The organism is Rhizobium sp. LjRoot30 (assembly GCF_964253915.1).
GTDB lineage: Bacteria > Pseudomonadota > Alphaproteobacteria > Rhizobiales > Rhizobiaceae > Metarhizobium.
Window position 1 is genome coordinate 246,738 of the sequence record NZ_CAXUSG020000005.1, and the last position, 26,774, is coordinate 273,511.

Here is a 26,774-nt window from a genome sequence, read left to right on the forward strand (position 1 = left end):
TTCTTATCGTTTGTGACTGGTGTCGAGACGTCGTTCCACGAAACTTGAATAGCGGGACATTCCGAAGCAGAAAAGCCAGAAAACGAAGCCTGCGAAAACAAGTCCGGTCATCGGCGTCACGGAGGAGGCCCATGTGGGGTCCGAGAAGCTTTTGCGAACGTTGCCAAGAAGATCGTACATGCTGATGATCGACACAAGGGACGTGTCCTTGAACATGCCGATGAAAGTGTTGACGATACCCGGGATGACCAGCTTGATCGCCTGCGGCATCACCACCAGCCGCATCTTCTGCCAATAGCTGAGGCCGAGCGAATCGGCGCCTTCGTATTGCCCCTTGGGAACGGCTTGCAGACCGCCGCGGATGACTTCCGCCATGTAGGCGGAGGCGAAGATCGACACGCCGACCAGGGCGCGCAAAAGCTTGTCCACCGTCCAGCCGGCCGGCAGGAACAGCGGCAGCATGACGCTGGCCATGAACAGCACCGTGATCAGCGGCACGCCGCGGATCAGCTCGATGAAGGCGATGCAGAGCATCTTGATGACCGGCATCTGCGATCTGCGCCCGAGTGCCAGAAGGATGCCGAGCGGCAACGACACGCCGATGCCGACGAAGGAGATGATCAGCGTTACCATGAGCCCGCCCCAGCTGGCGGTCTCGACATGCTCCAGCCCGAAGACGCCGCCGAGCAGAAGCACGGCCGCGACGATCGGGAAGATCACGAACAGCGCCAGCGCGTTCCAGCCCTTGTGGGGAACCCTGGGGATGAGCAGCGGCGTCAGCAGTGCGACGAAGAGAATGCCCACCAGCGTCGGCCGCCAGCGCAGGTCGATGGGGTAGGTGCCGAACATGAACTGCTTGAAGTAGGCGCCGACATAGGCCCAGCAGGCGCCGCTCCATTCGTCGGGCTGTATACCGCCCTGTGCCAGCGTGGCGCAGACGGAGCGATCGCTGCCCAGCCAGACGGCGTTGACGAACAGCCAGTCGATAATCGGCGGAACCAGCAGCACCAGAATGATGACGCCGAAAGCCGTGAGGATGGTGTCGGTGACCGAACCGAACAGATTGCGGCGAAGCCAGCCGATGATGCCTGTCGTCTTCAGCGGTGCGCGTTCGGGACCGAGCATCTGGCCGCGGACGAAGGTGGAATGGGTGGTGAATGTGTCTGCCATCGGCTCAGCGCTCCACAAGTGCCATTCTGGCGTTGAACCAGTTCATGAAGACCGACGTCAGCAGGCTGATCGTCACGTAGACGACCATCCAGATGGCGACGATTTCGATCGAATGGCCGGTCTGGTTCAGGATCGTTCCGCCAACGGCGACCAGATCCGCATAACCGATGGCGACGGCCAGCGACGAGTTCTTGATGAGGTTGAGGTACTGGCTCGTCAGCGGTGGAATGATGATTCGAAGCGCTTGCGGCAGGATGATCAGCCGTGTCGTCAGGCCCGGACGAACGCCGAGCGCATGCGCCGCCTCGCTTTGTCCGTGGGCGACGCCCTTGATGCCGGCGCGGACGATTTCGGCGATGAAGGAGGCCGTGTAGAAAGACAAGGCCAGAAGCAGCGACATGAATTCCGGGCCGATCGTCCCGCCGCCGGTCAGGTTGAATTTACCGGCGGTCGGTACGTCGAAGCTGAGCGGCCGGCCCTGCAGGTCGAAGGCGACCAGCGGCAGCAATATCAGCAGGACCAGCACGACGGGAAGAACTGGAAAACGCTTGCCTGTGGCCATCTGCCGGGCGGAAACCCAGCGGGCGTGCATCACGGACAACACGATCGCCACGACGAGCGCCAGAACGACAAGCAGGAAGCCATCGCCGAAGATGGGCTTGGGGAAGAAGATCCCGCGGTTGTTCAGGAAGACATCGAACGGCAGTTCGATCGAGGCGCGAACCTGCGGCAGGATGTTGATGACGCCGACATACCAGAAGAAGATCACCAGGAGTGGCGGTATGTTGCGAAACAGTTCGACATAGACCGTACACAGCTTGGCGATCAGCCAGTTGCTGGAAAGGCGGCCGATGCCGACGATCAACCCGACCACGGTTGCGAGGATGATGCCGACGAAAGCGACCAGAAGCGTGTTGAGAAATCCGACCTCCAGCGCCCGCAGGTAGCTGTGATCGCTGGAATATTCGATCAGCGACTGACCGAGGTCGAAGCCGGCGCGCCCTTGCAGGAAGCCGAAGCCCGACGAGATGTTGGCACGCCTGAGATTGTCGACCGTATTGCTGTAGATGACGTAGAAAAAGGCTACGAGGCCGATGACTGTCAGTGCCTGATAGAAGACACCGCGCACTTTCGGGTCGTAGAGAGGTGAAGCCGCCGGCGCTCGCGAATGCGCGAGCTTGTCCTGCATCATTGCCATGTTTTCCCCTGGTGCTGTTTTCGCCCTTGTTTTTGGGCGTTTTCTTTTATCAGCGGAGGGGAGGCGGCGAACCGCCTCCCCGAGGTCGAGGAATTAGCGGATCGGCGGCGAGTACTGCAGGCCGTCCTTGGTCCAAAGCGCATTGAGACCACGTTCGATCTTCAGCGGGCTGCCGGCACCGACATTGCGCTCGAAGGATTCGCCGTAGTTACCGACCTGTTTGACGATGTTGTAGGCCCAGGCGTTGTCCAGACCGAGGTCCTTGCCGATCGTCGAGCCTTCTTCCTGGCCGAGGAAGCGCTTGATGTCGGGGTTTTCAGAGGCCTTCATCTCGTCGACATTTGCCTGGGTGATGCCGAATTCTTCGGCGCTCACCATCGCATAGTGAGCCCAGCTGACGATGTCGAACCACTGGTCGTCACCCTGGCGAACGGCCGGGCCGAGCGGCTCCTTGGAGATGATTTCCGGCAGGATCATGTGATCGTCCGGCTTCGACAGCGTCAGGCGGATTGCATAGAGGCCGGACTGGTCGGTGGTGTAGACGTCGCACTTGCCGGCGTCATAGGCCTGGTCGACTTCTTCCTGCTTTTCGAAGACGGTCAGCTTGTATTCCATCTTGTTGGCTTTGAAGTAGTCGGCAAGGTTGAGTTCGGTGGTCGTACCGCTTTGGACGCAGACCGATGCGCCGGAAAGCTCGAGCGCCGATTTCACGCCGAGTTCCTTGCGGGCCATGAAGCCCTGGCCGTCATAGTAGTTGACGGTGCGGAAGTTGAAGCCGAGCTGCGTATCGCGGCTGATCGTCCAGGTGGTGTTGCGGGCGAGAAGGTCGATTTCGCCGGACTGCAGGGCCGGGAAGCGATCCTTGGCCGAGAGGGGCGTGTACTTAACCTTGGTCGCATCACCGAAAACAGCGGCCGCCACGGCCTTGCAGTAGTCGATATCGAGGCCCGACCAGTTGCCGCTGCTATCCTGCGACGCAAAGCCGAGAAGACCGGCGCCGTTCACGCCGCACTGGACGAATCCCTTCGCCTTGACGTCATCGAGTTTGGCTGCGGACGCGCCCGAAGCGCTTAGAGCCACCACCGCTGCGCCAATTGCCGCCGACAGAAGCTTGTAATTCATTTTTCCCAACCTTTTTTCTGTTGTTTTTGTCATCGTGAAAGCATGCGCGGACGAGCCGACTTTCGATGCCTCACATTTCTCGCTGACCTCCCGGTGCGAGTGCTGCTATCACAGTCGTAAATAGCCCTAGGGTCAAGTCTCGCGTTCGAAATTCAATTTTGAAACCTCATTTTTACCGATAAGGGCCGGAAAAACAGGCAAACGCGCCCAATTCGAGCAGCCGGCTGCATAAATTTCTACCGTTGCGGCTGGCGCAACAACCATGGTGTCCGGAATGAAACGGTGGCGATTGTGGGTTGACCATCGTCGCCGGCTTGGCGAAGACTGGCGGCTTCATTCCGTATCACAAGCAGATTCATCCATGACACGACACGATAATTCCAAAGACGAAGCCGGCATGAACACGCGGCTTGCCCATCTCGGCCCGTCGCCGCACGATTACCACGGTTTCGTCAATCCTCCCGTCGTCCACGCTTCCACAGTGCTGTTCCCGAACGCCCGTACGATGGAAACGCGGAGCCAGAAGTACACCTATGGCACCCGCGGCACGCCGACCACCGACGCGCTTTGCGATGCGATCAACGAGCTGGAGGGTTCTGCGGGAACGATACTCGTGCCGTCCGGGCTGACGGCCGTCACCGTGCCGTTCCTTGCCTTCCTGTCTGCCGGGGATCACGCGCTGATCGTCGATTCGGTGTATTTTCCGACGCGGCATTTCTGCGATACCATGCTGAAACGCCTAGGGGTTTCCGTCGACTATTACGATCCGGCGATCGGCGCGAACATCGAGACGCTGATCAAGCCGAACACCAAACTGGTGCATACAGAAGCCCCCGGCTCGAACACGTTCGAGATGCAGGATATTGCCGCGATCTCGGCGGTGGCGCACCGGCACGGCGCGGTCGTGACGATGGACAATACCTGGGCAACGCCGATCTATTTCAAGCCGCTGGATTTCGGCGTCGACGTCTCCATCCATGCCGCGACGAAATATCCGGCCGGCCATTCCGATGTCCTGCTCGGAACCGTGTCGGCCAATGCCGCCACCTGGCCGCAACTTCTGGAAACGCACGGCACGTTGGGCATCTGCGGATCGCCGGATGATTCCTACCAGGTGCTGCGCGGCTTGCGGACGATGGGCGTCCGGCTTGCCCGGCATCAGGAAAGCGCGCTTTCGGTGGCATCGTGGCTTGAGGGCAGGGAGGATGTCGCCCGCGTGCTGCATCCGGCCTTGCCGAGTTTTCCGGGGCACGATCTCTGGAAACGCGATTTCAAGGGTTCCAGCGGCATTTTTTCCTTCGTGCTGGCAGCGGATAACCCGGAAAAATTCAAGCCGAAGGCGCATGCCTTTCTCGATGCGTTGCGTTATTTCGGCCTCGGTTATTCCTGGGGCGGATATGAAAGCCTTGCCGTGCATGTCGGCCTTGGCGATCGCCGCATCTGCAAGGCGCCGGCGGAAGGTCCGGTTCTGCGGTTGCAGATCGGCCTCGAAGACGTCGCCGATCTCAAGAAGGATCTCGAAGCCGGTTTTGCCGCAGCCGCGGCTGTCTGATCAATCTTCGGCGCGATAGCCGTAGATCCAGTCCAGATCCGCCGCAAGCGCTTGCGGCGGCCGCATGCCGAGCACGATGTCGCGAGCGAGCCGCACCGGACCGCGCGCATGGTAGGCGAACTTGTTGAAGGCGCCGCGCCTGCGCACCTGCTCCACGCGCTGGCGGCGGTGGGCTTCGAAATCCGCAAGGGCTGCGCCCAACGGCATCCGGGCCACACGTCCCACCAGTTCGAAAGCATCCTCGATCGCCATCGCCGCACCCTGGGCCGCAAACGGCATCATCGCATGGGCGGCGTCGCCGATCAGCACGGTCCTGGCGCCGTCCTGCCAGCTGCCGGATCCGACTTCGTAGAGCGGCCAGAATGTCGGCGCCGGGGCTTGGGCGAGAAGGCGTTCGATGGAGGGATGCCAGCGGCGGAAAGCATCCCTCAACGCGCGCTCGTCACCCACGGAAACCGGATCAGCCTTGGAGGCGATAGCGACGAGGTTGATGCAGCCGGCATCCCGCAAAGGATAGCAGACGAGATGCGAGGAGGGGCCGAGGAAGGCGGTGACGTTTTTTCGGTCGATGAAATCCGGCGCCTGTGCGTCCGGAACGGTGATGCGCCAGGCGACGTTGCCGGAGAATCGTGCCTGCGGCGCTCCGGGCACCAGAGCACGGACAACGGAGCGCACGCCATCTGCGCCGACGACAAGATCCGGTTCCATGCCGGCGATGTTCGTTATTGCCTGCCTGTCGGCGACATCCAGCCTCTGTCCGAGCACGAGGCGGCAGAGAGGATGAACCTGCGTGGCCGAAAGCAGCGCCTGTTGCAGGCTCGATCGATGCAGCACGCCGTAAGGTGCGTCCCAGCGTTGCCGCGCGCTCCGGCCGCTGGGAACGGCTGTCAGCCGGCGCAGGCTGGTGCCGGACCGCAATTCGATGGATTCGGGCTCCATCCAGATCGCTTCGAGGGAAGCGAGCACGCCCAGTTCGGCAAGAATCCGCGAAGCATTCGGCGACACTTGCAGGCCGGCGCCGACTTCCGTCAGTTCCGCTGCCTGCTCGATCACGGTCGAGGAAATGCCCTTGCGGGCGAAACACAGAGCCGCCGTCAAGCCGGCGATGCCGGCCCCGACGATTGCGACGCTACGGACGGGCATGATTGCCGGCCGTCACGCGGCCTTGACGTGGAAGGTGCATCCCGGCGGGTTGGTTTCGCTCGCCTTCAGCGACGGATTGTAGCGAAAAAGCGTCGAGCAGTAGGAACAGACCTTTTCCGTCTCGTCGCCCATGTCGATGAAGATGTGCGGGTGATCGTAGGGAATGGAAGCGCCCGTGCACATGAATTCCTTGACGCCGATCTCGATCATCCGATGTCCGCCGTCGTTCTGAAAATGCGGGATTGAGTGTCCGGCTGCCATGTCATTCTCCAATGCGTCTGTTTGCGGCGGACATTATATGCCTTCGTTTCAAATGTGTAGATGCGAAGTGTCGCGGAAAACACAGAAGTTTCGGCAAGGCAGGGTTCACCACGGCGCGCCGATCTCTTATGGTCGCGGCAAAAAGGACCTGTCGATGAATCTCGATCCCCCGGATTTTTCCTATTTCATGCATGACGGCTTGCGGCTGGCCTATTTCGATGAGGGCGATGCCGCCGGCGAACCGGTGCTGCTGATCCATGGTTTTGCTTCCAGCGCCAGCGTCAACTGGGTCTATCCGGGCTGGCTCAAGACGCTGGGAGACGCCGGATTCCGGGTGATCGCCATTGATAATCGCGGCCACGGCACGAGCGACAAACCGCATGATCCGGCGGCCTATCATGTGCCGCTGATGGCTGGAGACGCGGCGGCGCTGCTCGATCATCTCGGCCTGCCGGACGCCCATGTCATGGGATATTCGATGGGCGCGCGGATTTCGGCTTTCCTGGCGCTGGGGCATCCGCATCGCGTCCGCTCGCTGATCTTCGGCGGACTGGGCATCGGCATGATCGACGGCGTCGGTGACTGGGATCCGATCGCAGACGCCCTCCTGGCCACGTCCATAGACGACGTCACGCATGAGCGCGGAAAAATGTTCCGCGCCTTTGCCGACCAGACAAAAAGCGACCGTCTGGCACTGGCCGCCTGCATCCGCACCTCGCGGGACGCGATCACCGCCGAGGAGATCGGCCGCATCGATGTTCCGGCCCTGATTGCCGTCGGCACCAAGGACGATATCGCCGGCTCGCCGCAGGAACTGGCGGCGCTGATGCGCGATGCGCGGGCCCTGGACATCCCCAATCGCGATCACATGCTGGCGGTCGGCGACCGGGTGTTCAAGAAGGCGGCGCTGGATTTTTATGCTGAAATCGCGGCTGCCTGAGGCAGTGGATTTCTTCCGTGGACAGCCATCTGGTTTTGTTTGCCATTTGTCGTATATAATGGCGAACGACGGGTAATGAGGAGACCGAATATGGTCGCGAAAACTGACGTTCGCCTGAGCGAACACGTCAAGACGATGGATCCCATCTGGGACAGCCTGCGCCAGGAAGCGCGCAGCGCCGCCGAACAGGATCCGATCCTTGCCGCTTTCTTCTATTCGACCGTATTGAACCATCGCTCGCTCGAAGACTGTGTCATCTATCGCATCTGCGAGCGCCTCGGCAATTCCGAGGTCCAGGCGAGCCTTCTGCGCCAGGCTTTCGAAGAGATGCTGGCCGACTGGCCGGAATGGGGCAACATCCTGCGCGTCGATATCCAGGCGGTCTACGACCGTGACCCCGCCTGCCTGCGCTTCATGGAGCCGGTCCTCTATTTCAAGGGTTTTCATGCCATCCAGACGCATCGGCTGGCGCATTGGCTGGTGAACCACGGCCGGCGTGACTTTGCGCTCTACCTGCAGAGCCGGTCCTCCAGCGTCTTCCAGACGGATATCAATCCGGCAGCGCGTATCGGCAAGGGTATCTTCCTCGACCATGCGACCGGCCTGGTGGTCGGCGAGACGGCCGTGATCGGCGACAACGTGTCGATTCTTCACGGCGTCACGCTCGGCGGCACCGGCAAGGAAGGCAGCGACCGCCATCCGAAGATCGCCAACGGCGTGCTGATCGGCGCCGGCGCCAAGATTCTTGGCAACATCGAGATCGGCCATTGCTCGCGGGTCGCGGCCGGTTCGGTGGTGTTGAAAGCCGTTCCGCCGAAGACCACGGTCGCCGGCGTGCCGGCGCGTGTCGTCGGGGAGGCGGGGTGTTCCGAGCCGTCCCGCGCCATGGACCAGTTGATCAGCGCGATCGACTGATCGCTGCCCGCCAATGGTCTCCGTTGGGTGACAGGCATGCTACGGAACGGGCGTGGTATAATCCCGTTTAAGATCGACTGAGCATTGTTGCCGGGCCTTTACACTGCGTCTTTTCCCATGCAACAAGCGGCGCAACCCGATAAACGCTGACGGAGACAATTGTGAAGCCGGACGAAATCAAGAAACTCGACGCTTATTTCAAGCGCACGCTCAACCCCGCCATCGTCGTCAAGGCGCGGCCGCGCAAGAACGATTCCGCTGAGGTCTATATCGGCGACGAGTTTCTCGGCGTGATCTTCCGTGACGATGAGGACGGCGATCTCTCCTACAGCTTCTCGATGGCTATTCTCGAAGACGATCTTTGAGTGACGAAATCCAAGCCGGCGGGCCTTGCCACGCCGGCTTTGCCGTCTATTCCGGCTACACGCTTAGGACTAGACTGCGGTCGGCCAACCTTCGGCCCGCCATCAACCGCCCGTTTGCGGAAGCCACGCGAAAGTGGCCAGACTTCTCTTCGTAAAACGTTGAAAACCATCGCGATAGGATCGCACCGTTCGTCGCTGCGAGTGCGAGATAAAGCAGCATCTAGTGCACTGGAATCGTTTACCTGCGGTTGTGTATCGGGCTCGGCGCGAATTGGGAAAATTCGGGTTTTCCGCGATGACTTATTTTGCCAAATGACAAGAATGTTTCCCTGTCGATAGGAAATTGAGCGTTTTTTGGCGCAGAATTCTTTTAAATTTAAAAAATGGAAGCGCAATTTTTTAAAAACATCGAGAAACGCTTCGGGGAACGAAAAAACCTTCCATCGGCTCCTTCATCGGTTCGTTACAATCTATGATTTCCTTGCGGCGCACAAAATTCTTGACTTACCTTGTGCGCTGCACGTATGTTTTGCGAACCAACCAACCAAAAGGGACGGGCTATGTTCAACTTTGATGAAGCCAGCAAGAAGAGCAAGGAAGCCGCAGACACCGTGCTGAAGGGCTATTCGGAAGTTGCAAAGGGTTTCCAGGCAATCGCTGCGGAATCCGCCGAATACACCAAGAAGTCGTTCCAGGACACCGTTGCCCACGTCGAGGCCTTGGCCGGCGTAAAGAGCATCGAGGCCGCCTTCGAGCTGCAGACCAACTTCGTCAAGGCCGCTTACGAAGGTTTTGTTGCCGAAGCCACCAAGCTCAACGAAATGTATGTCGACCTCGCCAAGACCGCCTACAAGCCTTACGAGGCGCCGCTTTCGCGCGTTTCGACTGCGTTGACGCCGGCTGCCTGATAAGACCGGGCTGGACAATCGAGATCAATGGGCCGGTCGCCTGAAAGGGCGGCCGGCCTTTTTCGTCGCGAAAGCCCGGCACCCGTTTGGCATGTCAGAAATATGAAGATTACTGCGAGGGGGAAGGCGAATTCCCGTTGCAGTGTTGGACAGGGGGCTTAAAATCCCCAAACAAAGACCTAAATTATGGTCACGGATGTTTGGCTTGCCGCTGCCCCAGAAGCGTGAGCCGCCACGTTTTGGGAATGATGAAAGATGATCGCTAAGCCGATCCGGATGCAACAGGATTCAGACAAGGACGGGGATAACGCAAACCGCGGCACCTCCGTTATTACGCGTACCAAACCGAAAACGAAGAAACCGAACCTGTACCGCGTTCTACTTCTGAACGACGATTACACGCCCATGGAATTTGTCATTCATATCCTTGAGCGTTTTTTTCAGAAAGACCTGGAAGCCGCGACCCGCATCATGCTTCATGTTCATAACCACGGCGTGGGCGAATGTGGCGTCTTTACCTACGAAGTGGCTGAAACGAAGGTGAGCCAGGTTATGGACTTCGCCCGACAGCATCAGCATCCGCTGCAATGTGTTATGGAAAAGAAGTGAGGATCTGATCGTGCCAACATTTTCGCCTAGTCTTGAGAAGGCGCTGCACCAGGCACTGACTTATGCCAACGAGCGGCATCACGAATATGCAACGCTCGAGCACCTGCTCCTGGCGCTGATCGACGACGGTGATGCCGCCGCGGTCATGGGTGCGTGCAATGTCAATCTCGATACGCTTCGCAAGACCGTCACCGACTACGTCGACAATGAGTTGTCGAACCTGGTGACCGGTTACGACGAAGATTCCAAGCCGACCTCCGGCTTCCAGCGGGTCATCCAGCGCGCGGTGATCCATGTGCAATCCTCCGGACGCGAGGAAGTGACCGGCGCCAACGTGCTGGTCGCCATCTTCGCCGAACGGGAAAGCCATGCCGCCTATTTCCTGCAGGAGCAGGAAATGACGCGCTACGACGCCGTCAATTTCATCTCCCATGGAATTGGCAAGCGCCCCGGCGCCAGCCAGCCGCGTGCCCCGCGTGGGGTCGAGGAAGGCGAGGCCGAAAGCAAGCAGACCCGCGGCGAGCAGGAGGATGGCAGCCCCAAGAAGCAGCAGGATGCCTTGAAGGCCTACTGCGTCAACCTCAACGAGAAGGCCAAGAACGGCAAGATCGATCCGCTGATCGGACGTCACGCCGAGGTCAACCGCACCATCCAGGTGCTGTGCCGCCGCTCGAAGAACAATCCGCTCTATGTCGGCGACCCCGGCGTCGGCAAGACGGCCATCGCCGAAGGCCTCGCCAAGCGCATCGTCGAGAAGAAGGTGCCGGAAGCGTTGCAGGACGCGACGATCTTCTCGCTCGACATGGGCACGCTGCTCGCCGGCACCCGCTATCGCGGTGATTTCGAAGAGCGCCTGAAACAGGTCGTCAAGGAGCTGGAGGAATATCCCGGCGCCGTTCTGTTCATCGACGAAATCCACACCGTCATCGGTGCGGGTGCTACGTCGGGCGGCGCCATGGATGCCTCGAACCTCTTGAAGCCTGCCCTGTCGTCCGGTGCGATCCGTTGCATCGGTTCAACCACCTACAAGGAATACCGGCAGTTCTTCGAAAAGGACCGGGCTCTCGTCCGCCGCTTCCAGAAGATCGACGTCAACGAGCCGACGGTCGAGGATGCCATCGAGATCATGAAGGGCCTGAAACCCTATTTCGAGGAATACCACAAGCTGCGATACTCGAACGAGGCGATCAAGTCGGCCGTCGAGCTCTCGGCCCGCTACATCTCCGACCGCAAGCTGCCGGACAAGGCGATCGACGTGATCGACGAGACCGGTGCGGCGCAGATGCTGCTGCCGATCTCCAAGCGCCGCAAGCTGATCACCGAGAAGGAAATCGAGGCGACCATCGCGACGATGGCGCGCATTCCGCCGAAAACTGTGTCCAAGGACGACGAGATGGTTCTCGCCAACCTGGAGAAGGACCTGCGCTCGGTGGTCTACGGCCAGGATGCCGCCATCGAGGCGCTTGCGACCTCGATCAAGCTCGCCCGTGCCGGTTTGCGCGAACCGAACAAGCCGATCGGCTGCTACGTCTTCTCCGGCCCCACGGGCGTCGGCAAGACGGAAGTCGCCAAGCAGCTTGCCGCTTCGCTCGGCGTTGAACTGCAGCGCTTCGACATGTCGGAATACATGGAACGCCATACCGTCTCGCGGCTACTCGGCGCACCTCCCGGCTATGTCGGCTTTGACCAGGGCGGCCTGTTGACGGACGGCGTCGACCAGCATCCGCACAGCGTCGTGCTGCTCGACGAAATCGAGAAGGCGCATCCGGATATCTTCAACATCCTGCTGCAGGTCATGGACCACGGCTCCTTGACCGACCACAACGGCAAGAAGATCGACTTCCGTAACGTCATCCTGATCATGACGACCAATGCCGGCGCGTCCGAAATGGCCAAGGCCGCCATCGGCTTCGGTTCTTCGAAGCGGACGGGTGAGGACACCGAGGCGCTGAACAAGCTGTTCACGCCGGAGTTCCGCAACCGTCTCGATGCGACCATTGCTTTTGCGCCGCTGCCGACCAAGGTCATCCACCAGGTCGTGCAGAAGTTCATCATGCAGCTGGAATCGCAGCTTTCCGAACGTAACGTCACCTTCGACGTGCACGAGGATGCGATTTCCTGGCTTGCCGAACGCGGTTACGACGAGAGGATGGGAGCACGGCCTTTGGCCCGCGTCATCCAGGAGCATATCAAAAAGCCGCTCGCCAATGAGATCCTGTTCGGCAAGCTGCGCAAGGGTGGCGTCGTCAAGGTGACCATCGGCACGCTGGAGGATGGCAAGACGGGCCTGGTGCTCGACTCCATTCCCGACAGCCAGCCGGTCAAGCCGAAGCCGGAAGCCGAAGTGCTCGAGACCGATGGTGATGAAGCGGAGGCGCCGAAGGCGAAGGTTTCCAAGCCCCGGACGAAGGGCGGCGGGCCTGCTGCAACGGCGGTTGCCAAATCGGCCGACGTCACGTCCGATGCGGTCGCCGAACTGGAGCGTGAACCGAGGGAAGAAAGCCGCCGCAAGGGCAGCACGGTTCCGAAGGTTCCCAAGAAGAAGTAAGCTGCCCCTCTGGCAGCCACGATGCCGGGCCGAACACGCGCCCGGCATTTTTTTGTTTTCAGGGCATTTCCGCTTTTCCTCGAATCGCCAAAACGCTCTATCCCTTTGTTTTCGCAATTCCGGGCGCAGAAGCTCCGAGAAGCTTTGCTGGAATTGCTTTATCGGTCGCGCACATGGTGTCAGATAAATCGCGGACGCGTCTTTACTGGTTTCTCGCCGGCATGCGCGGCCTTTTCTCCCTTCCGTCGCTCATTCTCATGACCTCCTTCGTAGGCTTCAGCGCCTTTGCGGTGGAATCGGGTATTCCGCGCGGCGAGGCGGTTTTCATGACCTTCATGGTCTGGGCGCTGCCGGCGAAAATGATTCTCATCGGCATGATGACCGGCGGCGCCAGCCTTGCCGCCTGCTTTCTGGCGGTGACATTGTCTTCGGTGCGGATGATGCCGATGGTCGCCTCGATCATTCCCGAAATGCGCAGCAAGGGCACGCCGGTCTGGCTGCTGCTGCTGGTCTCGCATTTCATCGCCATCACGGCATGGGTTTTCACCAACCAGAATATCCACCAGGTGCCACGCCCGGCGCGGGTAGCCTATTTCGCCGGCTTCGGCATGACGCTGGCGCTGGTCAACACGCTGATCGTCTTCGTTTCCTACGGCGCGGTTTCCGCCTTTCCGCCGCTGGTCGCGGGTGTGCTGTTCTTCTTGACGCCGGTCTATTTCATCGCCTCGATCTGGGCGACGGCGCGGCATTCCGTGGTGCGTATCGCCTTTGTCGTCGGCATCGTCGGCGGACCCTTGTGTGCGCTGATCGAACCGGAATTCGATATTCTCTACGCCGGGATCGGCGGCGGCACGCTGGCCTATCTCTTCGACCGTTATGTCGTGAGGCGCAAGCGTAACGCGCAAGCAGAAGAGAGCAAAGCGTGATGCAGGATCTCTGGCCGTTTGTTTTCATCGCCATTGCCGGCTGGCTTGCCACCGACCTGTGGCGCTGGCTCGGCGTGCTGGCGGGTAACCGCCTGCGTGAGGATTCCGAAGCCTTTTATTGGGTGCGCGCCGTGGCGACGGCGCTGGTCATGGCGGTGACCGCCAAGCTGGTCGTCTTCCCCACCGGTGCGCTGGAGGCGTCGCCGTTGTGGATGCGGCTCGGCGCCGCCGGTCTTGGCTTTGCGGCCTTCCTCGTATCCGGGCAGCGGGTGGCGGTCGGTGTCGCCGTTTCGCTGATTCTTCTGGCCGCCGGGCTTTACGCGATCGGCATTTGATAGCCGATCGCCTCTTCCAGCCGGACTTTAATCACAAAGCCTGACGGATCTTCTCTGCATTGGCCGCCAGCACGGCCGGATCTTCCATTTTGCCGGAATGCGGCTTCAGCGGGCTGCTTTCGTGCCGGGGAATGACATGGAAATGCAGATGGAAAACCGTCTGGCCGGCTGCCGGCTCGTTGAACTGCGCAACGTAGACGCCATCGGCCGCGAACGCCTCTTTCACCGCAACCGCAATTTTCTGCACCACCGGGATGGTTTTGGCGAGGACCGTCGGATCGGCGTCGAGAATATTGCGCGAGCCGGCTTTCGGGATGACCAGCACGTGGCCCGGCGCCTGCGGCATGACATCCATGAAGGCAACCGTATCGTCATCCTCGTAGACCCGCGTCGACGGAATTTCGCCGCGCAGGATTTTTGCGAAGATATTGTTGGTGTCGTAAGCGCTCATGAAATCCTCTCCTTGAATTTTTCTCTGTCTCAATCCTGCTGCCGTTCGCCTTTGCGGAAGGGGGCGTGTTCCGACAGCATGTCGCCGATTGCCTCGACCTCGCGGCGTTCCCGCTGCAGAAAATCGTCGATTGCCCGGCGTAGGCCCGGATGGGCAATGTGATGCATGGAATGCGTCGTCACCGGCAGGTAGCCGCGGGCGAGCTTATGCTCGCCCTGCGCGCCGGCCTCGACGCGGGCCAGCTTCTTCTCCAGCGCAAAATCGATGGCCTGGTGATAACAGACCTCGAAATGCAGGAAGGGATGGTCCTCGATGCATCCCCAGTGGCGACCATAGAGCGTGTCGGCGCCGATGAAATTGATGGCGCCGGCGATGTATTTGCCATTGCGTTTGGCCATCACCAGCAGGATGTCGTCTGCCATCCGCTCGCCGATCAGCGAATAGAACAGCCGGTTGAGATAGGGCCGGCCCCATTTGCGGCTGCCGGTATCCATGTAGAAGGCAAAGAACTGGTCCCAGATGTCTTCCGTCAGATCCTTCCCGGTCAGCCAGTCGATGGAGATGCCGCCGTCGAGCGCCGCGCGCCGCTCCTTGCGCAGGTCCTTGCGCTTGCGGGAGGATAGCGTTTCCAGGAAGGCTTCGTGATTGGCATAACCGTCATTGATGAAGTGAAACTGCTGGTCGGTGCGGTGCAGGTAGCCTTCGTCTTCGAAGAAGGGAAGGTCCGCTTCGGCCACGAAGGTGACATGGGCGGAAGAGACGCCGAGCTGCCGCGTCACTTCTTTCAGTCCGCCGGCAAGGCCCGCCTTGATCATTGCCTCATCCTCGCCGCCGGCGACCAGCAGGCGCGGCCCGGTGGCGGGGGTGAAAGGGATGGAGGCCTGGAGTTTTGGATAATAATTGCCACCGGCCCGTTCGAAGGCATCGGCCCAGCCGTGGTCGAAGACATATTCGCCCTGGCTGTGGTTTTTCAGATAACAGGGCACCGCGCCGATCAGCGCGCCGTCTTCGCTTTCCAGCAGAAGATGGTGCCCCATCCAGCCGCTCTTGGCGTTGGCGGAGCCGGATTCTTCCAGCGAAGACAGGAAGGCGTGCGACAGAAACGGATTGTACGACCTGTCCGCCGAAAGCGTGCCGGAGAGCCTGGACCAGCGCTCCGGCAGGATGGATTTGAACGAGTTTTCGATACGGATCGTATAGGCGGTCTTCATGCGGTCAGGGCAGGGCTCTCGCGTGGGTCGAAGCCTTCGAAGGTCATCTGGTCGGCGTAGCGGAAGGTGCGTTTTACGGCATCCTCGTCACGCACCGTCCAGGTGATGACCGGAATACCACGCTGCCTTTGCGCCGTAATGAAGGCATTCGGCAGATGGTCGTGCGCATAAGAGATGAAATCAAGCCCGAGATGCATCGCTTCTTCGTGAACGAAGAATTGTTCCGGGTCGTTGCCCCAGGCGGTCAGGCCGATGGGGTAGGGGCATTTCAGCGCCTTCAGCTCCTTCAGGAACCAATGGTCGAAGCTCATCAGCGCCACCTTGCCCTGGTAACCTTCGAGAATCTCCAGCACGCTTTCGGCAAAACCCTCGTCGTCGCCCTCGCGGCCCTTGAGCTCGATGATCAGCGGAACCTTGCCCTGGCAGAGGTCGAGCAGTTTCTGCAGCGTCGGGATCCGGTCCTTGGTGCCGCCGACGGTCATCAGGCCGAGCTCGCCGCTGGTGCGGGCACGGACGTCGCCCTTGATGTTGCAGAGGCGTTCCATATCGTCGTCATGGAAGACCACCGGAACGCCGTCGGAGACATATTGCAGGTCGCATTCGATGGCAAAACCTGCCTCGATGGCGCGGGAAAAGGCCGAAAGCGTATTTTCCCATACCTTATGGTTCATGTCGTGATAGCCGCGGTGGGCCACCGGTCGTTCGGTGATCCAGGAAGCCTTGCTCATGGTGCGATCTCGATGACGGCGTCGATCTCGACGGCGGCATTCAGCGGCAGGGCCGCCATGCCGACGGCGGCGCGGGCATGCTTGCCGGCATCGCCGAGTACGTTGGCAAGCAGGTTCGATGCGCCGTTGATGACGAGGTGCTGTTCGGTGAAGGTCGGCACGGAGGCGACGAAGCCGTTGAGCTTGAGGATGCGGACGATACGGCCGAGGTCGCCGCCGAGCGCTGCCTTGGCCTGCGACAGAATATTGATGGCGCAGAGTTCCGCGGCGCGGCTGCCGGCGGCGACATCGACATCCTGCCCCAACAGGCCGGTGACGGCGATCTTGCCACCCTCGATCGGCAGCTGGCCAGACAGATACAGCAGGTTGCCGCTGATCGTGTAAGGCACGTAGTTGGCGGCGGGCGCGGCGGCTTGCGGCAGGGTGATGCCGAGTTCCTTCAGGCGGCTTTCAATGGCGTCCGACAATTTCATCTCCCGTTTTGTTGTAAAATCGCTAAAAATCCTGCATGCAAGGCTGGAATGCCTCGTTTCGGTCGAAAGCGTTCTTATATCATCGCTGCCGAGTCCAACAGGAGATAATGTATGTTCCGGACGAGCTTTGCCGCTGTCGCCATCGCCGCTTTCGGCACCCTGGGCGCAACGGCCGCCAGCGCAGAGGCCGCCGCCGGCAGCCTTATCCCGCATCGCGCCGTCTACGACCTGCAGCTCAAGGACGCGTCGGAGCGATCTGGAATTTCCGGCATGTATGGCCGCATGGTCTACGAATTCCTCGGCTCGGAATGCGCCGGCTACACCACGAATTTCCGCTTCGTGACCTCGATCGACACAGGCGACGCCACCCGGCTTACCGACCAGCAGACGACGACCTTCGAGGACCTGAAGGGCGGAAAGTTCCGGTTCGAAACCAAGACCTATACCGACGAACAACTCGACAAGCAGGTCAGCGGCGCGGCCGAAGATGAAAACGACAAGCTCAAGGTTGAACTGAACCAGCCGGACAAGCGAGAAGTCGAACTGGCCGACGGCCGCTTCCCGACCGCCCACATGCTGGACGTGATCGAAAACGCCAAGAAAGGCCCGGCCTTCTTCGAGGCCCGCGTCTTCGATGGCAGCGATAATGGCGACAAGACGCTGCTGACGACCACGGTGGTCGGCAAGCAGGGGACACCGAAGGCCGACGATGCCGATGCCGACCAGGCCGGCGAATTCGCCAAGTCGCCTTTCTGGCCGGTGACCATTGCCTATTTCAACGATACCAGCGCCGGCGACGCCCTGCCGATCTACCGTATGTCCTTCAAGCTTTACGAGAATGGCATTACCCGAGACCTCACCATGGATTATGGTGATTTCGTCCTGACCGGACGGCTGTCGAAGCTGGAGCTGCTCGGTCCGGCGGAGTGCCACTAGGCCTGCTGGGACTGTGGTCCCTGACATAGAGAGAAGTCTCTCCTTGCACATGGTTTTTTACGCATAACCCTTGCATTTCACCGGAATCGCCTGTAAGGGCACCCGCATTCCACACGTGGGGCATGGGATCGTCCGGGAGAAATCCGGGCTTTTCCGCCGGTGGCTTCTTCGAAGAAGAGGCTGTTCGCCCCGCGGAGGTTCAACCGGAAAAGGAGAAAAAGGCATGGCATTGCCTGATTTCAGCATGCGCCAGCTTCTGGAAGCTGGTGTTCACTTCGGCCACCAGACTCATCGCTGGAACCCGAAGATGAAGCCGTACATCTTCGGCGATCGTAACAACATCCACATCATCGACCTGGCTCAGACCGTCCCGATGCTGTCGCGCGCCCTGCAGGTCGTCAGCGACACCGTTGCCCGTGGCGGCCGCGTCCTGTTCGTCGGCACCAAGCGCCAGGCATCCGAGATCATCGCCGATGCTGCCAAGCGTTCGGCCCAGTACTACGTCAACTCCCGCTGGCTCGGCGGCATGATGACCAACTGGAAGACCATCTCGAACTCGATCGCCCGTCTGCGCAAGCTCGACGAGATCCTGAACACGGAAGGCTCCGGCTATTCCAAGAAGGAGCGCCTGACGCTCGAGCGCGAACGCGAGAAGCTTGAAAAGGCTCTCGGCGGTATCCGCGACATGGGCGGCGTTCCGGACCTGATGTTCATCATCGACACCAACAAGGAAAAGATCGCCATCGACGAAGCCAAGCGTCTTGGCATTCCGGTCGTTGCGATCATCGACTCGAACTGCGATCCGGACCTGATCGACTACGCAATCCCGGGCAACGACGACGCTTCGCGCGCCATTGCTCTGTACTGCGACCTGATCTCCCGCGCTGCGATCGACGGCATTGCCCGTCAGCAGGGCGCATCCGGTCGTGACATCGGCGCTGGCGCCGAGGCTCCGATCGAGCCGACGCTGGAAGAAGAAGCCGGCGCCTGATCAGGCGGGAAGGCGAGGCCGCAAGGCGTCGCCCCTTCCGGGAACATATCAGGACAAGGCCGTTTGTGACCGATGGTACGAGCGGCCTTGCCCGTTTTCCGGGCATGGAATTTTCGCCTTCGAATGGCGATCCGACCCCCGGGACTGCCCGTGATGCGTATTCATCACGCTGTCATAGTTCCGGGTACATTTCGTTTCCCAAACCGGGTGCTGCTTCCTTTGATTCAAAATGAATGCGGCGTCCGAACGAACCGACAAAGAGGCTAAGAATGAGCAACGTAACTGCAGCAATGGTGAAGGACCTGCGCGAAAAGACCGGCGCAGGCATGATGGACTGCAAGAAGGCGCTGGCTGAAACCAATGGCGACATCGAAGCCGCCATCGACTGGCTGCGCGCCAAGGGCATTGCCAAGGCCGACAAGAAGTCCGGCCGCACCGCAGCCGAAGGTCTGGTCAGCATTGCCGGCAACGGCACCAAGGCCGTCGTCGTCGAAGTCAACTCCGAAACCGACTTCGTTGCCCGCAACGATGCCTTCCAGGACCTCGTCCGTGGCGTCGCCCAGGTTGCGCTCACCACCGACGGTACCGTCGAAGCCGTTTCCGCTGCCACCTATCCGGCCAGCGGCAAGTCGGTTTCTGACACGATCAAGGATGCTGTTGCCACCATCGGTGAAAACATGGCTCTCCGCCGTTCGGTCGCCCTGTCGGTCGAAGACGGCGTCGTCGCCACCTACATCCACAACTCGGTTGCCGACGGCCTCGGCAAGCTCGGCGTTCTCGTCGCGCTGAAGTCGACCGGCGACAAGGAAGCCCTGAACGCCATCGGCCGCCAGGTTGCCATGCACATCGCTGCGACCAACCCGCTCGCCCTGCGTCCGGAAGATGTCGATGCGGCTGTTGCCGAGCGCGAGCGCAACGTCTTCATCGAGCAGTCCCGCGCTTCGGGCAAGCCGGACAACATCATCGAGAAGATGGTTGACGGCCGTATGCGCAAGTTCTTCGAAGAAGTCGCCCTTCTGTCGCAGTCCTTCGTCATCAACCCCGACCTGACGGTTGCTGCTGCCGTCAAGGAAGCCGAGAAGGCTGTCGGCGCGCCGATCGAAGTCACCGGCATGGCTCGCCTGCTGCTCGGCGAAGGCGTCGAGAAGGAAGAAACCGACTTCGCCGCCGAAGTGGCTGCTGCAGCCAAGGGCTGATATCGCTTCCTTATTCGATGAAAAGCTTGGGGCATCGCGTGACAACGCGGTGCCCTTCGTGTATCCGGCATCAGAAATAGACAAAATGCCTTTCGAGGAGCCCAAGATGACACCCCAGCCGTTGTACAAGCGCGTTCTTCTCAAAGCGTCGGGTGAGGCCCTCATGGGAAGCCAGGGCTTCGGTATCGATGTCGCCGTGGCGGATCGTATTGCCGGTGACATCGCCGCAGCCCGCGAGATGGGCGTCGAGGTCGGTGTCGTTGTCGGCGGCGGCAACATCTTTCGCGGCGTCGCTGTGGCGTCGAAGGGCGGCGATCGCGTCACCGGCGACCACATGGGCATGCTGGCAACCGTCATCAACGCGCTGGCGCTGGCGACCTCGCTGCGCAAGCTGAACATCGATACCGTGGTGCTGTCGGCCATCGCCATGCCGGAAATCTGCGAAAGTTTTTCCCAGCGTGCCACGCTGCATCACCTCGGCCTCGGCCGCGTGGTGATTTTTGCCGGCGGCACGGGCAATCCCTTCTTCACCACCGATTCCGCCGCAGCGCTGCGTGCAGCGGAAATGGGCGCGGAAGCCATCTTCAAGGGAACGCAGGTGGACGGCATCTATTCGGCCGATCCCAAGAAGGACCCGACCGCGACGCGATTCGACCACCTGACCCATAGCGAAGTGCTTTCGCGAGGCCTTGCGGTCATGGATGTGGCTGCGGTGGCGCTGGCGCGGGAAAATTCCATTCCGATCATCGTGTTCTCCATCCATGAAAAGGGTGGGTTCGCGGAAATCTTGACTGGCGGCGGTCGCAAGACCATCGTCAAGGACAATTGAGAGAGCCGGGGCCGGCCTTTTTTGCCGGCGGCCAGGACTGAAGACGGGAGTTAGAAAATGAGTGCAGGTGTTGACCTCAAGGAACTGAAGCGTCGCATGGACGGCGCAATCGCCGCGTTCAAGAGCGATATTGCGTCGTTGCGCACGGGCCGGGCTTCCGCCAACGTCCTCGATCCGGTGACGGTGGAAGCCTATGGTTCGCGGGTGCCGCTGAACCAGGTCGCCAACATTACCGTTCCGGAACCGCGTATGCTCGGCGTTTCCATCTGGGACAAGTCGATGGTCGGTGCCGTCGACCGGGCGATTCGTGAAGCCAACCTCGGCCTCAACCCGATCATCGACGGCCAGAACCTGCGTATTCCGCTGCCGGAACTCAACGAAGAGCGTCGCCGCTCGCTGGTGAAGGTTGCCCACGACTATGCCGAAAAGGCCAAGGTCGCGATTCGCAATGTGCGTCGCGACGGCATGGACACCTTGAAAAAGTCGGAAAAGGACGGCGTGATCGGCCAGGACGAAAGCAGGTCGCTTTCCGAAAAGGTGCAGAAAATGACCGACGAGACGATTTCCGAAGTCGACCGCTTGCTCGCCGACAAGGAAAAGGAAATCATGCAGGTCTAAGTCTGCCTGCCTGCTCCTACCGTTGCGAGAAACCGGACCATCGATGTCAGATCATCACCTTTCGGCCGTGCCCGAACACGTTGCTATCATTATGGACGGGAACGGCCGCTGGGCGAAGAAACGCGGCTTGCCGCGGACCATGGGACACCGCAAGGGCGTCGAATCGGTTCGCGATATCGTTCGGGCGGCAGGCGACGTGCAGATCAAGTATCTGACGCTGTTTGCTTTCTCGTCCGAAAACTGGCGTCGCCCGGAAAGCGAGATCACCGACCTGATGGGGCTTTTGCGCACCTTCATCCGTCGGGACCTCGCCGATCTCCATCGCGAGAACGTGCGCATCCGCATCATCGGCGACCGGGAAAACCTGCGCGGCGATCTCTTGCCGCTGCTGCTGGAGGCGGAGGAGACGACGCGCGGTAACACGGCCCTGACGCTGGTCATTGCCTTCAACTACGGCTCCCGCGACGAGATCGCCCGCGTTGCCGCCAGGCTGGCCGCCGAAGTGGCGGCGGGACGAATGCGTCCGGAAGATATTGACGCGGACGCGATCAACACCCGCCTGGATACGGCCGGCATTCCTGATCCCGACCTGATCATCCGCACCAGCGGCGAGGAGCGGCTGTCGAACTTCCTTTTGTGGCAGGCGGCCTATTCGGAGCTGATGTTCGTTCCTGAATACTGGCCTGATTTCAACCGCGACCTGTTCTTCAAGGCTTTGGAAAAATACGCCGCCCGTGACCGGCGATTCGGTGGGCTGTCGAAGACCCTCGTGGCAGGTTCCTGATGAGCCGGGAACTGCGACTGCGCATTATTTCCGGTATCGTTCTCGCCATCGTCGTCCTTGCCGCCACCTGGTACGGCGGGCTGGCGTTTCGCGCGCTTTCGGCACTGATCGCGCTGTTGATCTATTCGGAATGGTCGACGATCACCCGCCTGCCGTCGCAGGATTTTCGCGGAAACGCCTTCGGTTGGCTGGCCGTCGCTTCGATTGCCGCCAACATCCTGTTTGGCGCTGAAGATTACGCGATTCCCTTGCTCGGCGGCTTTACCATCACCGCTATGCTGTTCGCCGGGCCGCGCAAGGTCGGCACCTGGTGGTTGCCAGGGGGCGTGTTTTACGCCGGGCTTTCCGGTATTTCTCTTGCCGCCATCCGCGCTGACGATGCCGTCGGCCTGGTGGCGATGCTGTTTGTCTTCGCCGTCGTCTGGGCGACGGATATCCTCGCCTATTTTGTCGGCCGCGCCCTCAAGGGGCCGAAGCTGGCGCCACGCATCTCCCCCGGCAAGACCTGGTCCGGTGCCATTGGCGGCACGGTGTCGGGCGTCGCAGCCGGCACTGCGGTCGCTTTCGCGCATTTTCCGGGCACCGGCCTCTGGATCGTGCTTGTGGCGTTTCTTCTCTCGGTCTCGAGCCAGATCGGCGATCTGTTCGAATCCTTCATCAAGCGTCGATTCGGCGTGAAGGACTCAGGCAAGATCATCCCCGGCCATGGCGGTGTTATGGATCGGGTGGATGGACTTGTTTTCGCTTGTTTTGCCGCGTTTCTGCTGGCCGTATGGCATTCGATGCTCAACAATGGCATCCTGACATCGGTGGGCGCCTTTCTTTTGGGATTGGAACTGTGAAGCGCTGGCCGGATCGGAAGGAAATTGAATGACGGGATTTTTTGCGTTCCTGATCGTCTACATCGTGCCGTTCATCCTCGTTTTGTCGCTTCTCGTCTTCGTGCATGAGATGGGCCACTATCTCGTCGGCCGCTGGTCCGGGATCGGCGTGGTTGCCTTTTCCGTCGGCTTCGGTCCGGAATTGCTGGGCTTTACTGATTCCCGCGGCACCCGCTGGAAGATTTCCGCGATTCCCCTCGGTGGCTACGTCAAGTTTTTCGGCGACGAGGATGCGTCAAGCAAACCCGACCTGCAGCGTCTGGCGATGATGAGCGAAGTCGATCGCGCTCGAGCCTTTCCCGCCGCCAAGCTGTGGAAGCGGGCGGCGACGGTTGCGGCCGGACCGATCGCAAACTTCCTTCTGGCAATCGCCATTTTCGCCGTTCTCTTCAGTGTTTATGGTAAGCAGGTCGCCGATCCGGTCGTTGCCGAGGTCAAGGAAAAGAGTGCTGCCGCGGAAGCCGGCGTTCAGCCGGGCGACCTTCTCGTCGCCATCGACGGCACGCACGTGACCACGTTCGATGACGTGCGCCGTTATGTCGGCGTGCGGCCGGAAACCCCGATCGTCGTCACCGTCGAACGCGCCGGCACGCGTCTCGATCTTCCCATGACGCCGAAGCGCACGGAAATCACCGACCAGTTCGGCAACAAGATCGAGCTCGGAATCATCGGCATCGTCACCAATCAGGAGACGGGCAATTTCCGCACCCAGACCTTCACGCCGCTGGAGGCGGTGGGCGAGGGCGCGCTGCAAAGCTGGCATATTGTCACGGGAACGTTCGATTATCTCGGTAATCTGTTGACGGGGCGCATGAATGCCGATCAGCTCGGCGGTCCGATCCGTGTGGCGCAAGCTTCCGGCCAGATGGCGACGATAGGTTTTTCTGCGGTCCTTCAGTTGGCGGCGGTTCTGTCCGTTTCTATTGGACTGTTGAATTTGATGCCGGTTCCGGTACTTGATGGCGGCCATCTGATGTTTTATGCGGTAGAGGCGGTGAGGGGAAAACCGGTCGGTGCGATGGCCCAGGAGATTGCCTTCCGCATTGGTCTGGCCATGGTTCTGACACTGATGGTCTTCGCCACTTGGAATGATATTAGCAATTTGATTGGTTAATGTTGTTCTGGACAACTATGGGAATTTACTGACTGTTTACGCTGTTTGCAGGCAACAGTGGCGATTGGGCCACGCTTCCAAATGAAGTAAATAGAAATTAACGCCCTCCCTTGCTTGTATGGGAAAAGCGGGTAAAACGACACACGTGGCCGGAGTCGGGTTAAACCGGTGAGGGACAACGGAAAAAGGGTAAGATGTGAAATGAAGGCTGGTTCAAGATTTTTGAACGCAGTGTCGGCGGTTGCGCTGTCTGCTGGTATGGTTGCGACGGGTACGGGCGTTCTGACCCTGGCTTCTGCAACGTCTGCCCACGCCGCTGTCGTTCAGCGTATCGATGTTCGTGGTGCGAGCCGTGTCGGTACCGACGCCGTTCGTTCCAACCTGACGATCCAGCCGGGTCAGAGTTTCTCGAATGCGGATATCGACGCATCGGTGAAGCAGCTTTACGGCACGGGTTATTTCTCCGACGTACGCATCAGCGTTTCCGGAGGTACCCTGGTCGTCAACGTTTCTGAAAACCAGCTGATCAACCAGGTGGTTTTCAACGGCAACCGCAAGCTCAAGGATGACAAGCTCGCGACGCTCGTCCAGACCCGCTCGCAGGGTCCGTACAGCGAAGGTCTCGTTGAGGCTGACATTCAGCAGATCAAGGCTGCCTATGCCGGTATCGGTCGTAGCGATATCGACGTCACGACCCAGGTGGTTCCGGTCGGTGATGGTCGCGTCAACCTTGCTTTCGTGATCAACGAAGGTGAGCGCACCAAGATTTCCGCCATCAATTTTGTCGGCAACCAGGCCTATAGCAATGGCCGTCTGGCTGCCGTCATCAACACCAAGCGTTCGAACTTCCTGTCGTTCCTGACGCGCAAGGACGTTTACAACGAGGACAAGCTGCGCGCCGACGAAGAGGCGCTGCGCCAGTTCTATTTCAACCACGGCTACGCCGACTTCCGCGTCATCTCTTCGGATGCGACGCTGGATGAGCAGACCAACGAATATGTGCTGACCTTCACGGTCGAAGAGGGTGCGCGCTACGACTTCGGTTCGGTCAGCGTCGAATCGACCGTCGATGGCGTCAACGGCGAAGACCTTCAGGGTCTGGTCGAATCGCGGAGCGGCGACACCTACAACGCGCGTGACGTCCAGAAGACGATGGAAGCGATTTCCAAGCGTGTTGCCAATGCCGGTTATCCGTTTGCCCGCGTCACGCCGCGCGGCAACCGCAATTTCGAAAACAACACGATCGGCGTCGATTATCTCGTCGACCAGGGCGAGCGCGCCTATGTCGAGCGTATCGAGATCCGCGGCAACACCCGCACGCGCGATTACGTTATCCGCCGCGAATTCGACATGAGCGAAGGCGACGCCTTCAACCAGGAAATGGTGTCTCGCGCCAAGCGTCGTCTCGATGCCCTGGGCTATTTCTCCGCCGTCAACATCTCGACGGCGCCGGGCAGCGCTTCCGACCGCGTCGTCATCATCGTTGACGTGCAGGACCAGCCGACGGGTGCCTTCGGCATCGGTGCCGGTTACGCAACCGGCAACGACGGCGGCTTCGTGCTCGAAGCGTCGGTGGAAGAAAAGAACTTCCTCGGCCGTGGCCAGTACATCCGCGTGGCGGCCGGTGGCGGCCAGGACGATGCACGTAACTACAGCGTTGCCTTCACCGAGCCCTACTTCCTCGGTTACCGCCTCGCTGCCGGTTTCGACATCTTCCGGAACTCCTCGTCGAGCGAAGATTATTACGACTACGCCGAAACGGGCTTCACGCTGCGCGTGACTGCGCCGATCACCGAAGACCTGTCGACGACCCTGCGCTACAACTACAAGCGCTTCGAGTATGACGGCGAAGGCGATTGGAACGTCGGCGACAACCTTTCCGCTCCGTACGAAGCGCTGATCAACGGCAGCCCGTGGACCCGCTCGTCGATCTCGCAGTCGCTGACCTACAACACGCTCGACGACATGACCCTTCCGCGCGAAGGTTTCTATGCGACGTTGACGCATGAATTTGCAGGTCTCGGCGGCGACTCCGAGTTCTACAAGATCTACGGTAAGGTTCGTTATTACACGACGCTCTCCGACGAAGCCGATGTCATCGGTTCGTTGTCCGTCGGCGGCGGTCACGTCATTGCAACGGGCGACAACCTGAACATCTTCGACCAGTTCATGCTGGGTGGTCGTGATGTCCGCGGCTTCGACAGCAGCGGTATCGGCCCGCGCATGGCCAACGGCGATCCGCTCGGCGGCACGACCTATTTCACGGCTTCGGCCGAAGCAAGCTTCCCGATGCCGGGTATCCCGCAGGATATCGGCGTTCGCGGTGCCTTCTTCGCAGACGCCGGCACGCTGTACGGCAACAAGGTCAATACGCTTGGCGAAGGCGTTGCCGGTACGGACTCGTCGCTGCGTGCATCGGTCGGCGCCAGCATCGTCTGGGCTTCGCCCTTCGGTCCGCTGCGCTTCGATTACGCCGTTCCTGTCCTCAAGGAAGACTACGACGAGGAACAGCGCTTCCGGTTTGGCATCTCCAACCAGTTCTGATATCAGCAGTCCAGAACTGCGAACAG

General features: G+C 60.3%; 27 protein-coding genes. 18 read left to right on the forward strand and 9 right to left on the reverse strand.

The window, feature by feature from the left end; translation table 11 throughout:
* Nucleotides 1-3: 3 nt before the first annotated feature.
* The 3 genes from ACSQ3I_RS13035 to ACSQ3I_RS13045 all read right to left on the reverse strand — a co-directional run bounded on the left by ACSQ3I_RS13035 (nt 4) and on the right by ACSQ3I_RS13045 (nt 3,490).
* On the reverse strand, nt 4-1,170 hold the full coding sequence (locus tag ACSQ3I_RS13035; RefSeq protein ID WP_435999457.1) for an amino acid ABC transporter permease: 1,167 nt from the start codon (nt 1,168-1,170) through the stop codon (nt 4-6).
* A 4-nt stretch (nt 1,171-1,174) separates the two neighbouring features.
* Entirely contained in the window at nt 1,175-2,368 is a 1,194-nt protein-coding gene (locus tag ACSQ3I_RS13040; RefSeq protein WP_435999459.1) for an amino acid ABC transporter permease, read from the reverse strand.
* Nucleotides 2,369-2,461: 93 nt separating this feature from the next.
* Entirely contained in the window at nt 2,462-3,490 is a 1,029-nt protein-coding gene (locus ACSQ3I_RS13045) for an amino acid ABC transporter substrate-binding protein (protein WP_435999462.1), read from the reverse strand.
* Nucleotides 3,491-3,851: 361 nt separating this feature from the next.
* On the opposite strand from ACSQ3I_RS13045, the gene ACSQ3I_RS13050 reads away from it, so the two are divergent.
* Nucleotides 3,852-5,042, forward strand: a complete 1,191-nt coding sequence (locus ACSQ3I_RS13050) for a cystathionine beta-lyase (RefSeq protein WP_435999464.1) — start codon at nt 3,852-3,854, stop codon at nt 5,040-5,042.
* Here the strand turns inward: ACSQ3I_RS13050 and ACSQ3I_RS13055 are convergent, their stop codons facing one another.
* Both ACSQ3I_RS13055 and ACSQ3I_RS13060 read right to left on the reverse strand, forming a co-directional pair.
* Entirely contained in the window at nt 5,043-6,185 is a 1,143-nt protein-coding gene (locus ACSQ3I_RS13055; protein WP_435999466.1) for an FAD-dependent oxidoreductase, read from the reverse strand.
* Between the two features lie 12 nt (nt 6,186-6,197).
* Entirely contained in the window at nt 6,198-6,446 is a 249-nt protein-coding gene (locus ACSQ3I_RS13060) for a zinc-finger domain-containing protein (protein WP_435999468.1), read from the reverse strand.
* A gap of 154 nt (nt 6,447-6,600) precedes the next feature.
* Between ACSQ3I_RS13060 and ACSQ3I_RS13065 the strand changes: the two genes are divergently transcribed.
* The 8 genes from ACSQ3I_RS13065 (at nt 6,601) to ACSQ3I_RS13100 (ending at nt 13,992) form a co-directional block, all read left to right on the forward strand.
* Nucleotides 6,601-7,386 (forward strand): alpha/beta fold hydrolase, encoded by a 786-nt coding sequence (locus ACSQ3I_RS13065; protein ID WP_435999470.1) that lies wholly within the window; start codon nt 6,601-6,603, stop codon nt 7,384-7,386.
* A gap of 90 nt (nt 7,387-7,476) precedes the next feature.
* The gene (cysE, locus tag ACSQ3I_RS13070; protein ID WP_435999472.1) at nt 7,477-8,301 is read left to right on the forward strand and encodes a serine O-acetyltransferase; all 825 of its coding nucleotides are present in this window, start codon (nt 7,477-7,479) and stop codon (nt 8,299-8,301) included.
* Between the two features lie 161 nt (nt 8,302-8,462).
* A complete protein-coding gene (locus ACSQ3I_RS13075) occupies nt 8,463-8,666 on the forward strand; it encodes a DUF3126 family protein (RefSeq protein ID WP_109459070.1) in 204 nt (67 codons plus the stop codon).
* 560 nt (nt 8,667-9,226) lie between these two features.
* Entirely contained in the window at nt 9,227-9,574 is a 348-nt protein-coding gene (locus ACSQ3I_RS13080; RefSeq protein ID WP_435999474.1) for a phasin family protein, read from the forward strand.
* 255 nt (nt 9,575-9,829) lie between these two features.
* Complete coding sequence (clpS, locus tag ACSQ3I_RS13085) at nt 9,830-10,183, forward strand: ATP-dependent Clp protease adapter ClpS (RefSeq protein ID WP_109459068.1); 354 nt, start codon at nt 9,830-9,832, stop codon at nt 10,181-10,183.
* A 10-nt stretch (nt 10,184-10,193) separates the two neighbouring features.
* Complete coding sequence (clpA, locus tag ACSQ3I_RS13090; RefSeq protein ID WP_435999477.1) at nt 10,194-12,731, forward strand: ATP-dependent Clp protease ATP-binding subunit ClpA; 2,538 nt, start codon at nt 10,194-10,196, stop codon at nt 12,729-12,731.
* A gap of 173 nt (nt 12,732-12,904) precedes the next feature.
* Nucleotides 12,905-13,657: an AzlC family ABC transporter permease gene (locus ACSQ3I_RS13095; protein ID WP_435999479.1), complete on the forward strand. Its 753-nt coding sequence runs from the start codon at nt 12,905-12,907 to the stop codon at nt 13,655-13,657.
* Nucleotides 13,657-13,992, forward strand: coding sequence for an AzlD domain-containing protein (locus ACSQ3I_RS13100; protein WP_435999673.1), 336 nt, complete (start codon nt 13,657-13,659; stop codon nt 13,990-13,992). The genes ACSQ3I_RS13095 and ACSQ3I_RS13100 overlap by 1 nt, the downstream gene beginning before the upstream one ends.
* Before the next feature lie 31 nt (nt 13,993-14,023).
* On the opposite strand, the gene ACSQ3I_RS13105 is transcribed toward ACSQ3I_RS13100, so the two are convergent.
* Genes ACSQ3I_RS13105 through ACSQ3I_RS13120 form a run of 4 tightly spaced genes read right to left on the reverse strand, consistent with a single transcriptional unit; the run spans nt 14,024 to nt 16,849 of the window.
* Complete coding sequence (locus ACSQ3I_RS13105) at nt 14,024-14,443, reverse strand: HIT family protein (protein ID WP_435999481.1); 420 nt, start codon at nt 14,441-14,443, stop codon at nt 14,024-14,026.
* Nucleotides 14,444-14,472: 29 nt separating this feature from the next.
* Entirely contained in the window at nt 14,473-15,654 is a 1,182-nt protein-coding gene (locus ACSQ3I_RS13110; protein WP_435999483.1) for a GNAT family N-acetyltransferase, read from the reverse strand.
* Nucleotides 15,651-16,382, reverse strand: a complete 732-nt coding sequence (locus ACSQ3I_RS13115; protein WP_435999485.1) for a glycerophosphodiester phosphodiesterase — start codon at nt 16,380-16,382, stop codon at nt 15,651-15,653. Before ACSQ3I_RS13115 ends, ACSQ3I_RS13110 begins: the two co-directional genes overlap by 4 nt.
* Nucleotides 16,379-16,849: a RidA family protein gene (locus ACSQ3I_RS13120; protein WP_435999487.1), complete on the reverse strand. Its 471-nt coding sequence runs from the start codon at nt 16,847-16,849 to the stop codon at nt 16,379-16,381. Before ACSQ3I_RS13120 ends, ACSQ3I_RS13115 begins: the two co-directional genes overlap by 4 nt.
* 117 nt (nt 16,850-16,966) lie before the next feature.
* On the opposite strand from ACSQ3I_RS13120, the gene ACSQ3I_RS13125 reads away from it, so the two are divergent.
* From ACSQ3I_RS13125 to bamA, 9 genes are all read left to right on the forward strand, one after another.
* Nucleotides 16,967-17,791, forward strand: coding sequence for a cell envelope integrity EipB family protein (locus tag ACSQ3I_RS13125; RefSeq protein WP_435999489.1), 825 nt, complete (start codon nt 16,967-16,969; stop codon nt 17,789-17,791).
* Nucleotides 17,792-18,014: 223 nt separating this feature from the next.
* Nucleotides 18,015-18,782, forward strand: coding sequence for a 30S ribosomal protein S2 (gene rpsB / locus ACSQ3I_RS13130; protein ID WP_435999491.1), 768 nt, complete (start codon nt 18,015-18,017; stop codon nt 18,780-18,782).
* 269 nt (nt 18,783-19,051) lie between these two features.
* Nucleotides 19,052-19,978 (forward strand): translation elongation factor Ts, encoded by a 927-nt coding sequence (tsf, locus tag ACSQ3I_RS13135; RefSeq protein ID WP_435999493.1) that lies wholly within the window; start codon nt 19,052-19,054, stop codon nt 19,976-19,978.
* 106 nt (nt 19,979-20,084) lie between these two features.
* Entirely contained in the window at nt 20,085-20,807 is a 723-nt protein-coding gene (gene pyrH, locus ACSQ3I_RS13140; protein ID WP_435999495.1) for a UMP kinase, read from the forward strand.
* 57 nt (nt 20,808-20,864) lie between these two features.
* The gene (frr, locus tag ACSQ3I_RS13145) at nt 20,865-21,425 is read left to right on the forward strand and encodes a ribosome recycling factor (RefSeq protein WP_435999497.1); all 561 of its coding nucleotides are present in this window, start codon (nt 20,865-20,867) and stop codon (nt 21,423-21,425) included.
* Between the two features lie 43 nt (nt 21,426-21,468).
* Nucleotides 21,469-22,209 carry an isoprenyl transferase gene (locus ACSQ3I_RS13150; RefSeq protein ID WP_435999499.1) on the forward strand — a complete coding sequence of 247 codons (741 nt, stop codon included), beginning with the start codon at nt 21,469-21,471 and terminating at the stop codon, nt 22,207-22,209.
* Complete coding sequence (locus ACSQ3I_RS13155; RefSeq protein WP_435999501.1) at nt 22,209-23,051, forward strand: phosphatidate cytidylyltransferase; 843 nt, start codon at nt 22,209-22,211, stop codon at nt 23,049-23,051. The genes ACSQ3I_RS13150 and ACSQ3I_RS13155 overlap by 1 nt, the downstream gene beginning before the upstream one ends.
* A gap of 28 nt (nt 23,052-23,079) precedes the next feature.
* Nucleotides 23,080-24,204: an RIP metalloprotease RseP gene (gene rseP / locus ACSQ3I_RS13160; RefSeq protein ID WP_435999503.1), complete on the forward strand. Its 1,125-nt coding sequence runs from the start codon at nt 23,080-23,082 to the stop codon at nt 24,202-24,204.
* A 201-nt stretch (nt 24,205-24,405) separates the two neighbouring features.
* Nucleotides 24,406-26,748: an outer membrane protein assembly factor BamA gene (bamA, locus tag ACSQ3I_RS13165; protein WP_435999505.1), complete on the forward strand. Its 2,343-nt coding sequence runs from the start codon at nt 24,406-24,408 to the stop codon at nt 26,746-26,748.
* The last annotated feature ends 26 nt before the right edge of the window (nt 26,749-26,774 follow it).

Bases quoted from the DNA above. Each gene is read 5' to 3' on its own strand.
- ACSQ3I_RS13035 (WP_435999457.1), bottom strand. From the start codon at position 1,170: ATGGCAGACACATTCACCACCCATTCCACCTTCGTCCGCGGCCAGATG.
- ACSQ3I_RS13040 (WP_435999459.1), bottom strand. From the start codon at position 2,368: ATGGCAATGATGCAGGACAAGCTCGCGCATTCGCGAGCGCCGGCGGCT.
- ACSQ3I_RS13045 (WP_435999462.1), bottom strand. From the start codon at position 3,490: ATGAATTACAAGCTTCTGTCGGCGGCAATTGGCGCAGCGGTGGTGGCT.
- ACSQ3I_RS13050 (WP_435999464.1), top strand. From the start codon at position 3,852: ATGACACGACACGATAATTCCAAAGACGAAGCCGGCATGAACACGCGG.
- ACSQ3I_RS13055 (WP_435999466.1), bottom strand. From the start codon at position 6,185: ATGCCCGTCCGTAGCGTCGCAATCGTCGGGGCCGGCATCGCCGGCTTG.
- ACSQ3I_RS13060 (WP_435999468.1), bottom strand. From the start codon at position 6,446: ATGGCAGCCGGACACTCAATCCCGCATTTTCAGAACGACGGCGGACAT.
- ACSQ3I_RS13065 (WP_435999470.1), top strand. From the start codon at position 6,601: ATGAATCTCGATCCCCCGGATTTTTCCTATTTCATGCATGACGGCTTG.
- cysE (WP_435999472.1), top strand. From the start codon at position 7,477: ATGGTCGCGAAAACTGACGTTCGCCTGAGCGAACACGTCAAGACGATG.
- ACSQ3I_RS13080 (WP_435999474.1), top strand. From the start codon at position 9,227: ATGTTCAACTTTGATGAAGCCAGCAAGAAGAGCAAGGAAGCCGCAGAC.
- clpS (WP_109459068.1), top strand. From the start codon at position 9,830: ATGATCGCTAAGCCGATCCGGATGCAACAGGATTCAGACAAGGACGGG.
- ACSQ3I_RS13095 (WP_435999479.1), top strand. From the start codon at position 12,905: ATGGTGTCAGATAAATCGCGGACGCGTCTTTACTGGTTTCTCGCCGGC.
- ACSQ3I_RS13100 (WP_435999673.1), top strand. From the start codon at position 13,657: ATGCAGGATCTCTGGCCGTTTGTTTTCATCGCCATTGCCGGCTGGCTT.
- ACSQ3I_RS13105 (WP_435999481.1), bottom strand. From the start codon at position 14,443: ATGAGCGCTTACGACACCAACAATATCTTCGCAAAAATCCTGCGCGGC.
- ACSQ3I_RS13110 (WP_435999483.1), bottom strand. From the start codon at position 15,654: ATGAAGACCGCCTATACGATCCGTATCGAAAACTCGTTCAAATCCATC.
- ACSQ3I_RS13115 (WP_435999485.1), bottom strand. From the start codon at position 16,382: ATGAGCAAGGCTTCCTGGATCACCGAACGACCGGTGGCCCACCGCGGC.
- ACSQ3I_RS13125 (WP_435999489.1), top strand. From the start codon at position 16,967: ATGTTCCGGACGAGCTTTGCCGCTGTCGCCATCGCCGCTTTCGGCACC.
- rpsB (WP_435999491.1), top strand. From the start codon at position 18,015: ATGGCATTGCCTGATTTCAGCATGCGCCAGCTTCTGGAAGCTGGTGTT.
- tsf (WP_435999493.1), top strand. From the start codon at position 19,052: ATGAGCAACGTAACTGCAGCAATGGTGAAGGACCTGCGCGAAAAGACC.
- pyrH (WP_435999495.1), top strand. From the start codon at position 20,085: ATGACACCCCAGCCGTTGTACAAGCGCGTTCTTCTCAAAGCGTCGGGT.
- frr (WP_435999497.1), top strand. From the start codon at position 20,865: ATGAGTGCAGGTGTTGACCTCAAGGAACTGAAGCGTCGCATGGACGGC.
- ACSQ3I_RS13150 (WP_435999499.1), top strand. From the start codon at position 21,469: ATGTCAGATCATCACCTTTCGGCCGTGCCCGAACACGTTGCTATCATT.
- ACSQ3I_RS13155 (WP_435999501.1), top strand. From the start codon at position 22,209: ATGAGCCGGGAACTGCGACTGCGCATTATTTCCGGTATCGTTCTCGCC.
- rseP (WP_435999503.1), top strand. From the start codon at position 23,080: ATGACGGGATTTTTTGCGTTCCTGATCGTCTACATCGTGCCGTTCATC.
- bamA (WP_435999505.1), top strand. From the start codon at position 24,406: ATGAAGGCTGGTTCAAGATTTTTGAACGCAGTGTCGGCGGTTGCGCTG.